The sequence below is a fragment of the Streptomyces sp. NPDC059957 genome (assembly GCF_042730015.1).
Taxonomy (GTDB): Bacteria; Actinomycetota; Actinomycetes; order Streptomycetales; family Streptomycetaceae; genus Streptomyces.
In genome coordinates this window covers 28239-40672 of record NZ_JBHWMB010000048.1, presented here as the reverse complement: position 1 = coordinate 40672, position 12434 = coordinate 28239, and the positions used below count along the sequence as shown (strand labels likewise).

The following is a 12434-nucleotide window of genomic DNA, read 5'->3' as shown; positions in this document are numbered from 1 at the left end:
GACCGGGGGCGACCGCGCGCACCCGGGGCCTGCGGGTCGCTCCTCCTCGCGTGCGCCCGGCATCGCTGGCATTTCCGGGGACGACGCCCCCTTCCGCTCCCCCTTCCCGGGTGCGCCGAGCCGCCGGTCGCGGACCGGCCCGCGCGATGACCAGAGGCACCCCATGACCTCCCTCCCACCCCGGCGGCACGGGGTCCTGCGCCCCCTGGCCGCGCGGCTGTTCCCACCGGAGGCGGACGGCGCCGAGTCTCCCCACGGGGTGCTGCCGCCGCTGCTGATCGTCCTCACGTTCGTCAGCGGTGTGGTCGACGCGGTGAGCTACCTGGGCCTCGGTCACGTCTTCGTGGCCAACATGACGGGCAACGTGGTCTTCCTGGGCTTCGCGATCGCCGGGGACCGCTCCCTGTCCGCCCCGGACTCCCTGCTGGCCGTCGGCGCCTTCCTGGCCGGGGCGGCGACCGCCGGCCGGCTGCGCCGGACCACCGGGGCGGCCAGGATGTTCGCACCGCTGGTGGCGGTCCAGACGGTTCTGGTGGGCGGGGCTCTCGCCCTGACCGCGCTCGGCGCGGGGCCGCCGGGCGTCATCGCCCTGCTCGCCCTCGGCATGGGCCTGCAGAACGCCGTCGTGCACCGGCTCGCCATCCCCGATCTGACCACCACCGTCGTCACCAGAGCCCTGACCGGGCTGGCGGCCGATCCTTGGGGGCCCGGCCCGCTCCGCCGCCTGGTGACGGTCGTGGCCCTGCTCCTCGGAGCCCTCTGCGGCGGCGTGCTGACACTTCGTCATGGTGCGCTGTGGGCACTGGCCTTGGCCGTCGGCCTGCTGGGCTGCGTAGCCCTCTCGCCCCGGTGGGACGGCACCGGTCGCCGGGCGTAGGGGCCGGACCAGCCTCCGGCGCGCACCGTCCGCCGGGTACGCCGACTCGGCAAACGCCGTCCACAGCGCACGCGTTCAGCCGTCAGCCCAAGCCCGCATGTCTTTTCCGGCCGCGCGCGGCGGTATTCCCGGTGACGGCGACAGGAAGGCGACAGGGAGGCGACAGGGAGGCAGCCATTCGACTCCGACCCTTCACCTACGGCCTTTCATTTCCCAGTCTTTCGACTCCGGCGCTTCGGCGGCCGAGTTTCCCCGGCGCCGTTGCGCTCCGGTAATGCGGATCCGCCCTCACCCTCTCCCCCGGCCCCCACCTTTCCATTTCCTCGCCGGGAACACGACCGAATGCTCTCGCACGCCTTCTCACTTCCGCGGGCACTCCCGACCGCGCTCCACGAGAAACGCCGCGAAGGTGAACACCCAGGCCCCGACCGCCACCCAGAGCAGCACCGTCCCGAGGGGCCGCAGCCACGCCACCCCGGTCGGGGCGGCCGCCGAGAGGCAGGCGGTCGCCGTCATGCCGAGCGGGAAGACGCTCGACCAGCGCCGGATGTCGTAGCGGGGGCGGGGCCGGACCGCCTCGGCGGCGAGGAGCACGGCGTACCAGGCCAGGGAGAGGCCGAGGGCCGCCAGGGTGACGGTACGCAGCCCCGTGTGCGCCCACCCCGTCCACAGCGGTGACGCCGTGAGTCCGGATCCGGCGAGGGCGGTGATGGAGAGTGCCCCGCCGGCCACCCAGTGGTCGCCCGCGCCGGAGACGACCTGGCGGAAGTCGAAGCGTAGGAGGGCCTCTGCGTAGAGCAGCAGACCGAGGCAGAAGGCGACCAGCGCGGCCCGGCCCAGCCAGTCGTGGCCGGTGGGGCCGGCCAGGGTGGCCGCCAGCACGGCCGGCCCCTGGGTGGCCACGCAGACGAGGAAGGCCGCACCGGGCATCCGGTAGCCCCAGTGGCGCAGTACGGCGACCATCAGCCCCGGCCAGAGCACGGCGGCCAGCGCCAGTAGCCCGAGGGCCACGGGCTGCCATCCGAGGAGGGAGATCCGGGTGCCCAGCACGGTCGTGGCGGCCACGGCGGTGAGGGCCGCCGGGGTGTCGGCCTCGGCGCGGAACCGGCTCCGGTCACCCAGGAGGCGGGCGGCGAAGTCGGCGGCGAGCAGGAGCCACAGCGCGGCGGAGACGGCCAGTGCGGCGATCGACAGCGCGTCCCGGCCGATCAGGTGCAGGCCCGCCGAGATGATCCCGGCCGCCATGACGGCGGCGCCCGCGGCCGGTGACAGCTCGGCCCACCACCGGGCACCCGCAATGACTCGCACCCCACCACGGGACACCACCGTGCCGGTTCCGGCCGCCGCGGCGCGCCATCGGGGCGGCTGCAATGACCCTTCCGGGCTCGGCGAACGCCCTTCCCCCACCATTCGATATCCAGTATTCCGATCCTATTTCCCTCCACGGGAACGGGAACGACGAACACATTTATGACAACCAGGCCGCATCCCCTCCTTTCTCCCGACACGCCCATATCCAGGCGGAATTACTCCGATCCACCGGTACTGTCACCGTCAACGCACCGCCGATTCACGGGCCCTTCAGGGCCCTCTCTTTTTGCACATGGGAGAATGAAATGCAGGCCTTGGCAACGGAGCCCGCACGCCAGGCTCCCCCGGCCCAACCCGCGAGCTTCGTCCAGGAAGTCCTGCGCGGCGTCGCCCAGGTCGATTTCATGCCGAGCGCGATCACGGGGATCTTCTTCCTCGCCGCGCTGGCCGCCGCGGGCTGGCAGTACGCCCTCTACGGACTCCTCGGTGCGGTCGTCGGCACGGCCACCGCCTACTCGTTCGGCATCGACCGCGAGATCGTCTCGGCCGGACTGCGCGGCTTCAACGGCACGCTCGTCTCGCTCGGGTTCGCCGTCTTCCTCGGGTGGGACCACCTGTCCACGCTGCTGCTCGCGATCGGCGGCAGCATCACCGTCGTGGTCGTCACCTCGGCGCTGGCGACGATCCTCGGCACCTGGAACATCCCCACGTTCACCGCGCCGTTCTGCATCATCGCGAGCGTCATGACCATCTCGGCGCCGAGCTTCTCCCGGGTGTGGCACACCGGACCCGATCTGGCGGCGCTGCCCGCGGCCGCCGGCGGAACCACCATGCTGGACTGGGGACAGCTCTGGCGCGCCTTCTTCGCCAACGTCGGCCAGATCTTCTTCATGCCGCAGTGGTACGTCGGCCTGATCTTCCTCGCCGGCATCTTCGTGGCCAGCCGGGTCGCCGGGGTCATGGCCTGCGTCGGCAGCGCCACGGCCCTCTTCGTCGCCTGGGCGATGGGTTCGCCGGCCGAAGGCGTCTCACAGGGGCTCATGGGCTACAGCAGCGTGCTCGTCGCGATGGCCTTGTGCGGCGTCTTCATCGTCCGGTCCAACTGGAGCTTCGCGTACGCCGTCCTGGGCGCCGCGGCGGCCACCGGGCTCACGGCCGCGATGACCGCCTTCTTCGCCCCGTTCGGCGGCCACACCTTCACCTGGCCGTTCGTCCTGACCACGGTCGTCTTCGTCGCCGCCGTCCCCCAGATCCCCCGGCTGCAACGGACCTGACACCACCCCAGCCGAAGTCGCGGCAACGCCACCGGCAACAGCCTTGGCAGCGGCAGTACTTGAACCACCTTGAGAGCCGAAAGTGAGTGACCGATGAATCTCGCTCCCCGTGAGATGGACAAGCTCTGGATCTACGTCGTGGCCGACCTGGCCCGCAAGCGGCGGGAGCGGGGCGTCAAGCTCAACTACAGCGAGGCCTGCGCCCTGATCAGCGAGGGCATCCTGGAAGGCGCCCGCGACGGCAGGACCGTCGCCGAGTGCATGGAGCTCGGCAAGCAGATCGTCTCCGCCGCCGATGTCATGAAGGGCGTGCGGGAGATGCTTCCGCTGCTCCAGGTCGAGGCCGCCTTCGTGGACGGCACCAAGCTCGTCTCCTGCCACGACCCCGTCGGCGCCTGAGCGGTGGCGGCCATCGCACCCGAACGGCCCGAACGGCCCGGCAGGGCACCGGAACCGGTGGCCTCCGTCATCCTGGCCGGCGGTCACGAGGGCGGCTCCGCGGCAGGTGCCGTGCACCCCGGCCGGCCGCTGGCCGAAGCCGTGCGCGCGGCGCTCGCCACCTCGCCCGAGCCGGTGTGCGTGGTCCCGATGACGCTGGGGCGCGACCCCGGACTGATCGCCGACTGCGCCCGCGCCCTGCGCTGGCTGAGCCGGGAGGAGGGGCCCGGGCGGCTCGTGCTGGCGCCCCCCTTCGCCACCGTGGACCACCTGACCGCGTGGCTCCGTACCGACGCCCTCAAGGCGGTGCGCGAGGCGCCCGACACCTCCGCCGTCCTGGTCACCGCACCCGCCGCGGGCCCCTTCCAGGACGCAGATCTGTTCCGGGTGGCCCGGCTGGTGCGCCAGTACGGGCACCACCGCTGGGTCGAGGTCGCCTTCGACGGCGGTGACCCGGACCTGGCGGAGGGCGCGGAGCGCTGCCGCCGCCTCGGCGCCGGCCACATCGCTCTGATCCGGGCCGCGTTCGCCCCGCCCGCCGGGCTTCCGGCCGGGGTCCTGGACACCGGCCCCCTGCTGTCCGAGGCCGCGATCGCCCAGGTCGTGCGGGCCCGCACGCAGGAGGCCCTGCACCTGCTGGCCCACGGGCGGGACGGCGTGGCCGAGGGACTGGACGCCGAGCACGGGCACGGGTACGCGCACTCCCACGGCCCGGGCGGCGACCACGACCACAGTCACGACGGTCACACGGACGCGGACGCGGACTCGGACGCCCACCACACGCACGCGCACACCCACGCACACGGCGAGAGCCACCGCCGTGCGGACGGCCAGGGTCACGGCCACCCGCACGGCCATTCCCCCCACTGATCCGAAGGAAGGGAAGTACCACCATGTCAGGTGGCGTCTCATACCTCTACGGCGAAGGCACCGTGGAGATCAACGCCGGCCGCCGCAAGGCCAAGGTCACCGTCTCCAACACCGGCGACCGTGCCATCCAGGTCGGCTCGCACTACCACTTCTTCGAGGTCAACCGAGCCCTCGACTTCGACCGCAACGCCGCCTACGGCATGCACCTCGACCTCCCCGCCGGCACCGGCGTCCGCTTCGAGCCGGGCGACACCCGCGAGGTCGAACTCACCGCGTACAGCGGCCACGGCCGGCTGATCGGTTTCAGCTCGCTGACCAATGGCGGCCTCGGCTCCACCGACACCCGCGTCCGCGCCATGAACCGGGCCGTCGAGCTCGGATTCCTGGGAGCCCGGGCGGAGTCGGCGCAGCAGGCCGCTGCCGCACAGGCTGCCGCCCCGGCCGTGGAGACCGCCGCGAAGCCGGCTTCGAAGCGCGCCTCGAAGCCCGCGGCGAAGCCCGCCGCCAAGGCACCCGTCAAGACCGCGGCCGCCAAGAAGGCCAAGACCTCCAAGAAGGGCGACAAGTAGAGATGGCTGTCCTGAGCCGCAAGCAGTACACCGACCTGTTCGGACCGACCGTCGGCGACCGTTTCCACCTGGCGGACACCAATCTGGTCATCGAGGTCGAGAAGGACCACAACGAGGGCCACTACGGCGACGAGGCCGTCTACGGCGGCGGCAAGGGCATCCGCGACGGCATGGGGCAGGACCCGCAGGCCACGAACCTTCAGGGCGCCCTGGACCTGGTCATCACCAACGTGGTGGTCATGGACGCGATCCTGGGCGTGGTCAAGGGCGACCTCGGCATCAAGGACGGTTTCATCGCGGGCCTCGGCAAGTCCGGCAACCCGCACACCCAGTCCGGGGTCCACCCCAAGCTGGTCATCGGGCCCGGCACCGAGGTCATCTCCGGCGAGCACATGATCGCCACCGCAGGCGGCATCGACAGCCACATCCACTTCATCGCCCCGCAGCAGGCCGAGCACGGCCTGTCCAACGGCATCACCACCCTCATCGGCGGCGGCACCGGCCCCTCCGACGGCACCAACGGCACCACGTGCACCCCGGGTCCGTGGAACATCGGCCGCATGTACCAGGCGTCCGAGGACCTGCCGGTCAACGTCGGCCTGCTGGGCAAGGGCAACGGCTCGCTGCCGGAAGCCCTCATCGAGCAGGTGGAGGCGGGCGTCTGCGGCCTGAAGGTGCACGAGGACTGGGGCACGACCCCGGCCGCGCTGAGCCGCGCCCTGGACGTGGCCGACGCCTACGACGTGCAGGTCGCGGTGCACACCGACACCCTGAACGAGTCCGGGTTCTTCGAGGACACCCGCTCGGCCATCGACGGGCGCACCATCCACACCTTCCACACCGAGGGCGCGGGCGGCGGCCACGCCCCCGACATCATGCGGGTGGCCGGCGAGCCCAACGTCCTGCCGTCCTCCACCAACCCGACGCTGCCGTACACGGTGAACTCGGTCGACGAGCTCCTCGACATGGTGATGGTCTGTCACCACCTGTCGCACGACATCCCGGAGGACGTCTCCTTCGCGGACTCGCGCGTGCGCGCGGAGACGATCGCCGCCGAGACCGTGCTGCACGACGAGGGGGTCATCTCCATCTTCTCCTCCGACTCCCAGGCCATGGGCCGCATCGGCGAGTCCTGGACCCGCGCCTTCCAGACCGCGCACCACTGCAAGGAGCAGCGCGGCAAGCTCGACGGCGACACCGAGCGCAACGACAACTTCCGCGCGCTGCGCTACCTCGCCAAGATCACCATCAACCCGGCGATCGCCACGGGCACCGCCGAGCACATCGGCTCCCTGGAGACGGGCAAGCTCGCCGACATCGTGCTGTGGCCGATCGGGTCCTTCGCCGCCAAGCCGAAGATGGTCATCAAGGGCGGGCTGATCAACTGGGCACTGATGGGCGACCCGAACGCCTCGCTCCCGACCCCGCAGCCGGTCTATTACCGGCCGATGTTCGGCGCGTACGGCAAGGCCAAGCAGGCCACCCGGGTCTCCTTCATGTCGCAGGCCGCGATCGACCTCGGCGTACCGCAGAAGCTGGGCCTGGACAGCAAGGTCCTGCCGGTCAGGCACTGCCGCACCGTCGGCAAGCAGCACATGGTCCGCAACGACGCCCTCCCGGTCATCGCCGTAGACCCGGAAACCTACAAGGTCACCCTCGACGGGGTGCCGGCCACCATCGAGCCGGCCCGCGAACTGCCCCTGAACCACCTGTTCTACCTGGCATGAGCACTGCCGCCAACGCCCCCGTGGTCAGCCCCGCGACGGTGACGCCGGTACAGGCCCTGCTGGTCAGCCTCCAGCTCACCGACTCGGCCTTCCCCAGCGGCTTCTACACCCTCTCCCACGGCCTGGAGGGATACGCCCAGGCCAAGGCCGTGACCCCGGAGGGCGTACCGGGGCTGCTGGCCGACCTGCTGCGGCATTCGGTGGGGCCCTCCGACGCCACCGCGCTGGCCCTGGCCCACCGGGCCGCGTTGGCCGGTGACTGGGAGGCCCTGGCCGAGACCGATCAGCGGCTGAACGCGGCCAAACTGAACGAGGGGCTGCGCCGCGCCGCCACCCGGACCGGCCGCCAGTTGCTGGACATGGCCCGCGAGTGCGTCGGCGGGGAGCCGCTGGAGCGGTACGCGGAACTGGTGGCCGCCAAGCGGGCCCCCGGCTCGCAGGCCGTGGCCGCCGGGGTCGCGTACGCAGCCGCCGGCGTCCCGGCCGAACAGGCCGTGGTGAGCGATCTGTTCGCCTACTCGGCCAGCTTCACCGGGGCCGCGCTGCGGCTGCGGCTCACCGACCACCGCAAAGCCCAGGTGGTGTTGCGCGGGATCGCACCCGTCATCGAGGAGGTGGCGCGGGCGGCCCTGCGCCGTGAACTCGCCGATCTCGGCGGGTGCGTTCCGATGGCCGATGTGATGTCTGGCCGTCACGAGCGGGCCGAGGCACGGCTGTTCGCCACGTAGGCCGCATGGGCCGTGCAGCCCACTGCCCCGCTTTCCCTTTCAGCAAGCGTCTTCTACTTGAGGTGTGTGATTTTGATGACCGATGACAACGTCCTGCGCGTCGGCGTCGGCGGCCCCGTCGGCTCCGGCAAGACGGCACTGATCGAGGCCCTGGTACCGGTGCTCATCGCGCGCGGGCACCGGCCCGCCGTGATCACGAACGACATCTACACCCAGGAGGACGCCCGCCAGGTCCGCCGCACCCTGGCCGGGGTGCTCGACCCCGAGCGGGTCGTGGGCGTGGAGACCGGCGCGTGCCCGCACACCGCCGTGCGCGACGACCCGACGATGAACCTGGCCGCGGGCGCCGAGATGCTGGAGCGGTTCCCCGATGTCGACACCCTGCTCTACGAGTCGGGCGGCGACAACCTCACCCTGACCTTCAGCCCGGTCCTGGTCGACCTCTTCCTCTTCGTCCTGGACACCGCGGAGGGCGAGAAGATGCCCCGCAAGCGCGGTCCGGGCATCACCGAGTCCGACATGCTCGTGATCAACAAGATCGACATCGCCCAGTACGTCCGCTGCGACATCAACGTCATGGAGTCCGACGCGCACCGCGTGCGCGAGGGACGGCCCGTGGTCCTGACCAACTGCCTCACCGGGCAGGGTATGGAGGACGTGGCCAACTTCATCGACTCCTTCCGCCGGGTCCCGGCGTGAGCGTCGTGGCGGACCCGCCCCAGACTCCGCCCCGCGCCCTCCTGCCGCCCGCACGTCTGGAGGCCGCGCACTACGAACCGCCGCGCGTCCCGCTGGAGGTCCTGCGGCACTCCTCGGTGCCCGACACCCTCGGTGTCGGGCGCCCCGGCAAGGTCGGTCTGCTGGAGCTGGGCTTCGAGCAGGTCGGTGCCCGGACCGAGCTGGTGCGGCACTACCAGAAGTCCCCGCTCCAGATCATGCGGCCGCTCTACTTCGACCCGCACCGCCCCGACCTGCCCATCACCTTCCTGATGTCCACGGGCGGCGGGGTCATCCAGGCCGACCGGCTGCGCACCGACCTGTCCTTCGGCCCCGGTACCTCGGGGCACGTGACCACCCAGGCGGCCACCAAGGTCTACCGGATGGAGCACGACTACGCCGTCGCCCAGACCTTCCTGACCGTCGGCACGGACGCGTACGTCGAGTACCTGCCGGACCCTGTCATCCCCTACGTCGACTCCCGCTTCTACCAGCGCACGGTGGTCACCGCCGACCCCACGGCCACCGTGCTGGTGAGCGAGACCGTCCTGTCCGGCCGGCTCGCGCACGGGGAGCGCAACGCCTACCAGGTCTTCGCTTCCGACTTCGAACTGCGGCGACCGGGCGGTGAGTTGGTGGCACTGGACACCGTACGGCTGGAACCCGGCGGGGCCGCGGGGATCGGCGGCCACCGCGTCGACGGCCACACCGTCGGCGGCTGCTCCGTCGGCGGCTGCTCCGTCGGCGGCTGCTCCGTCGACGGGCCGGCCGTACTGGCCGGCCATTCCGTGATGGCCTGCTTCTTCGCGGTCAGCCCGCTCGCCCCCGCCCGCGAGCTCGCCGACCTGATGCACGGGGCCCTGGCCGACCGCGGACTCCCGTACGGGGTCAGCGTGCTGCCGCAGGACTGCGGGGCCTGGGTGCGGGTGCTCGGCGAACACACCGAGGCCGTGACCCTGGCGCTCGGGGCCGTCTGGGACGCGGTGCGGCGCAGGCTGATCGGCGTACCCGCCCCCGACCTGCGCAAGACCTGAACTCACCACTCCCGCAAGCCTGTTCACAACCAGAGAGAGCTCCACCAGATGCCCAGTGGCTACGATACGGGTAATACCGCCTGGATGATGGCGAGCACCGCCATGGTGCTGCTGATGACCCCCGGCCTCGCCTTCTTCTACGGGGGCATGGTCAAGACCAAGCACGTGCTGGTGATGCTCAAGATGAGCTTCGCCTGCCTGTCGCTGGTGACCATCCTGTGGGTCGCGGTCGGTTACTCCCTCGCCTTCGGCAAGGACGCCGGCGGCGGCATGATCGGCAATCTCGACCACGCCTTCTTCCGGGGCATCGGGATGGACTCCCTGCACGGCTCCATCCCGACCGTGATCTTCGCCTGCTTCCAGATGTCCTTCGCGATCATCACGGTGGCACTGATCAGCGGCTCGATCGCGGGCCGCGCCACCATGAAGGGGTGGCTGGTCTTCGTCGTCGCCTGGACCATGCTGGTCTACGTGCCCACCGCGCACTGGGTGTTCGCACCCGACGGCTGGATCAACAAGTCCCTGGGCGCGCTCGACTACGCCGGCGGCCTGCCGGTCGAGCTCAGCTCGGGCGCCTCGGGGCTCGCGGTGGCCATCGTGCTGCGCAAGCGCAAGGACTTCGAGCGCGAAACGATCCGCCCGCACAACCTGCCCCTGGTCATCATCGGTCTGGCGCTGCTGTGGTTCGGCTGGTTCGGCTTCAACGCGGGCTCCGCCCTGCAGGTCGAGGGCAGCGCACCGACCACCTTCCTCAACACCCAACTGGCCGCCGCCGGCGCGATGATCGGCTGGCCGATCATCGAGAAGTGGCGCTTGGGCCACGTGGAGATGCTGGGTGTGGCCTCGGCCGCGGTCGCCGGCATGGTGGCCATCACCCCGGCCTGCGGCGAAGTCTCCCCGCTCGGCGCGCTGATCATCGGCTTCATCGCCGGTGTGGTCTGCTGCTTCGCCATCAACATGAAGTTCAAGATCGGAGTCGACGACACCCTCGACGTGGTCGGCGTGCACGGCTGGGGCGGGATCGTCGGCGTGCTCTCCATCGGCTTCTTCGCCACGGCCGCGATGAGCGGCAAGAAGGGCCTCTTCTACGGGGGCGGCCTCGACCAGCTCTGGCGCCAGGCCGTCGCCGTCCTGGCCGTCGGGTGCTTCGCCTTCGCCATGACCTGGCTCATCGCCAAGGTGATCGACAAGGCCGTCGGCTTCCGCGCCTCCGAGGAGTACGAGAACGTACCCGGCCGCGAGGAGGAGGTCGCGTACGACAACGCGACCCTGGACGAGATCCGCGACCGGATCGGCGGAGCCGCCACCGCGGCCCGCGAGCCCGCCACGGTGGGCGCCGCCAAGGACGGGGCGGAGCAGCAGGACGCCGCGCTGCTCGCCGAAATCGTATCCGTGCTGGACCGACGAGAGCGTGACAAGTGACCGCGCACACGTTTGCCGCCGCCGCATCGGAGGTCTCCGCCGCACCCGCCGTCGCCGACTCCGGCAACGCGTCCTGGCTGATGATGGCCACGGCCTTGGTGCTGCTGATGGCTCCCGGAGTGGCCTTCTTCTACGGCGGTATGGTCCGCACCGGCCAGATCGTCGCCATGCTGAAGATGATCTTCTTCTGCATGGTGATCGTCACCGTGCTCTGGTTCGCGATCGGCTACTCCCTCGCCTTCGGCCCCGATGCCGGCGGCCTCGGCGTCATCGGCACGCTCGACCAGGCCTTCCTGCGCGGGATCGACGCCCGCTCGCTGACCGGGTCCGTGCCCACGGTCACCTTCGTGGTCTTCCACCTGTCCTTCGCGGTCGTCACCGTGGCCCTGATCGCCGGCTCCATCGCGGGCCGCGCGAAGATGGGCGGCTGGATCGCCTTCGTCATCGCGTGGACCCTGCTGGTCTACATCCCCATGGCCCACTGGGTGTTCGACCCGGCCGGCTGGGTCGCCAAGCAGCTCGGCGCCGTCGACTTCTCCGGCGGCACCGTGGTGGAGATCGGATCGGGGGCCGCCGGACTCGCCCTCGCCATCGTCGCGGGCAAGCGCGCGGACTTCGACCGCCAGGGCATCCGGCCGCACAACCTGCCGCTCGTGGTCATCGGGCTCTCGCTCATGTGGTTCGGCTGGTTCGGCTTCAACACCGGCTCCTCCCTGGAGACCCCGGGCGGCGCGGCGATGGCCTTCCTCAACAGCCAGCTCGCGGCGGGCGCCGCGATGGCGGGCTGGGCGGTGACCAGTTGGTGGCGCACCCGGCAGGTCGGCCTGCTCGACATGTGCATGGGGGCCGTCACGGGCCTGGTCGCCATGACCCCGCTGGCCGGCGGGGTGAGCCCGGTTTGGGCCACCATCATCGGCTTCCTCGCCGGGCTCAGCTGCGCGTTCGCGATCAGCTGGAAGTACCGGCTGGGCGTGGACGACACCCTGGACGTGGTGGGCATCCACGGCTGGGGCGGCATCGTCGGCATGGTCATGGCCGGCCTCTGCGCGACCGGGACCCTGACGGGCCACAAGGGCCTCTTCTACGGCGGCTCCTGGGACCTGCTGGGCAAGCAGCTCACCGCCACGGTGATCCTCGGCCTGTACTCGTTCGTGATGACCGCGCTGATCGGCAAGGCCATCGAGGTCACCATCGGGCTGCGCCAGCCCGGCGGAATGGTGGAGAAGGAACAGGCCTACGCCGACGCCCTCTCCGACAACCTCGAGGAGCTGTCGACCGACGACTCCCGCGCCAAGGGGACCGAGGAGGAGCCGGAGAGCGCCTCCGCCCTGGTCGCCCGGCTGCGCGAGGTCCTGCTGACCGCCCCGCAGGGCGGCAGCGACCGTCAGGGCGGCGACGACCGAGGCTGAGCACGGCCGCACCATGTGACCCACCCCGGACCCCGGACCCGGGGGAGGGGGGGGTGGC

General features: G+C 71.1%; 12 protein-coding genes. 11 read left to right on the top strand and 1 reads right to left on the bottom strand.

Annotated features, from left to right (window positions below; translation table 11 throughout):
- Positions 1-163 precede the first annotated feature (163 nt).
- Entirely contained in the window at positions 164-877 is a 714-nt protein-coding gene (locus tag ACFWBW_RS27875) for a YoaK family protein (protein WP_385377740.1), read from the top strand.
- Between the two features lie 360 nt (positions 878-1237).
- Here ACFWBW_RS27875 and ACFWBW_RS27870 read toward each other — a convergent pair whose 3' ends face one another.
- On the bottom strand, positions 1238-2185 hold the full coding sequence (locus tag ACFWBW_RS27870) for a tellurite resistance/C4-dicarboxylate transporter family protein (RefSeq protein WP_385377738.1): 948 nt from the start codon (positions 2183-2185) through the stop codon (positions 1238-1240).
- Positions 2186-2493: 308 nt separating this feature from the next.
- Here ACFWBW_RS27870 and ACFWBW_RS27865 point away from each other — a divergent pair, with 308 nt between their 5' ends.
- From ACFWBW_RS27865 to ACFWBW_RS27820, 10 genes are all read left to right on the top strand, one after another.
- On the top strand, positions 2494-3462 hold the full coding sequence (locus ACFWBW_RS27865; RefSeq protein ID WP_385377735.1) for an urea transporter: 969 nt from the start codon (positions 2494-2496) through the stop codon (positions 3460-3462).
- Positions 3463-3555: 93 nt separating this feature from the next.
- Positions 3556-3861, top strand: coding sequence for an urease subunit gamma (locus ACFWBW_RS27860; protein ID WP_385377732.1), 306 nt, complete (start codon positions 3556-3558; stop codon positions 3859-3861).
- Between the two features lie 57 nt (positions 3862-3918).
- On the top strand, positions 3919-4770 hold the full coding sequence (locus ACFWBW_RS27855; protein WP_385377730.1) for a sirohydrochlorin chelatase: 852 nt from the start codon (positions 3919-3921) through the stop codon (positions 4768-4770).
- 23 nt (positions 4771-4793) lie between these two features.
- Positions 4794-5339 carry an urease subunit beta gene (locus ACFWBW_RS27850; protein WP_385377727.1) on the top strand — a complete coding sequence of 182 codons (546 nt, stop codon included), beginning with the start codon at positions 4794-4796 and terminating at the stop codon, positions 5337-5339.
- A 2-nt stretch (positions 5340-5341) separates the two neighbouring features.
- Positions 5342-7066 carry an urease subunit alpha gene (gene ureC, locus ACFWBW_RS27845; RefSeq protein WP_385377725.1) on the top strand — a complete coding sequence of 575 codons (1725 nt, stop codon included), beginning with the start codon at positions 5342-5344 and terminating at the stop codon, positions 7064-7066.
- The gene (locus ACFWBW_RS27840) at positions 7063-7794 is read left to right on the top strand and encodes an urease accessory protein UreF (RefSeq protein ID WP_385377722.1); all 732 of its coding nucleotides are present in this window, start codon (positions 7063-7065) and stop codon (positions 7792-7794) included. The genes ureC and ACFWBW_RS27840 overlap by 4 nt, the downstream gene beginning before the upstream one ends.
- Positions 7795-7869: 75 nt before the next feature.
- On the top strand, positions 7870-8493 hold the full coding sequence (gene ureG / locus ACFWBW_RS27835) for an urease accessory protein UreG (protein ID WP_385377719.1): 624 nt from the start codon (positions 7870-7872) through the stop codon (positions 8491-8493).
- A complete protein-coding gene (locus tag ACFWBW_RS27830) occupies positions 8490-9545 on the top strand; it encodes an urease accessory protein UreD (protein ID WP_385377716.1) in 1056 nt (351 codons plus the stop codon). Before ureG ends, ACFWBW_RS27830 begins: the two co-directional genes overlap by 4 nt.
- 48 nt (positions 9546-9593) lie before the next feature.
- On the top strand, positions 9594-10967 hold the full coding sequence (locus tag ACFWBW_RS27825) for an ammonium transporter (protein WP_385377714.1): 1374 nt from the start codon (positions 9594-9596) through the stop codon (positions 10965-10967).
- Complete coding sequence (locus ACFWBW_RS27820; RefSeq protein ID WP_385377711.1) at positions 10964-12376, top strand: ammonium transporter; 1413 nt, start codon at positions 10964-10966, stop codon at positions 12374-12376. Before ACFWBW_RS27825 ends, ACFWBW_RS27820 begins: the two co-directional genes overlap by 4 nt.
- Positions 12377-12434 lie beyond the last annotated feature (58 nt).

Bases quoted from the DNA above. Each gene is read 5' to 3' on its own strand.
- ACFWBW_RS27875 (WP_385377740.1), top strand. From the start codon at position 164: ATGACCTCCCTCCCACCCCGGCGGCACGGGGTCCTGCGCCCCCTGGCC.
- ACFWBW_RS27865 (WP_385377735.1), top strand. From the start codon at position 2,494: ATGCAGGCCTTGGCAACGGAGCCCGCACGCCAGGCTCCCCCGGCCCAA.
- ACFWBW_RS27860 (WP_385377732.1), top strand. From the start codon at position 3,556: ATGAATCTCGCTCCCCGTGAGATGGACAAGCTCTGGATCTACGTCGTG.
- ACFWBW_RS27850 (WP_385377727.1), top strand. From the start codon at position 4,794: ATGTCAGGTGGCGTCTCATACCTCTACGGCGAAGGCACCGTGGAGATC.
- ureC (WP_385377725.1), top strand. From the start codon at position 5,342: ATGGCTGTCCTGAGCCGCAAGCAGTACACCGACCTGTTCGGACCGACC.
- ACFWBW_RS27840 (WP_385377722.1), top strand. From the start codon at position 7,063: ATGAGCACTGCCGCCAACGCCCCCGTGGTCAGCCCCGCGACGGTGACG.
- ureG (WP_385377719.1), top strand. From the start codon at position 7,870: ATGACCGATGACAACGTCCTGCGCGTCGGCGTCGGCGGCCCCGTCGGC.
- ACFWBW_RS27825 (WP_385377714.1), top strand. From the start codon at position 9,594: ATGCCCAGTGGCTACGATACGGGTAATACCGCCTGGATGATGGCGAGC.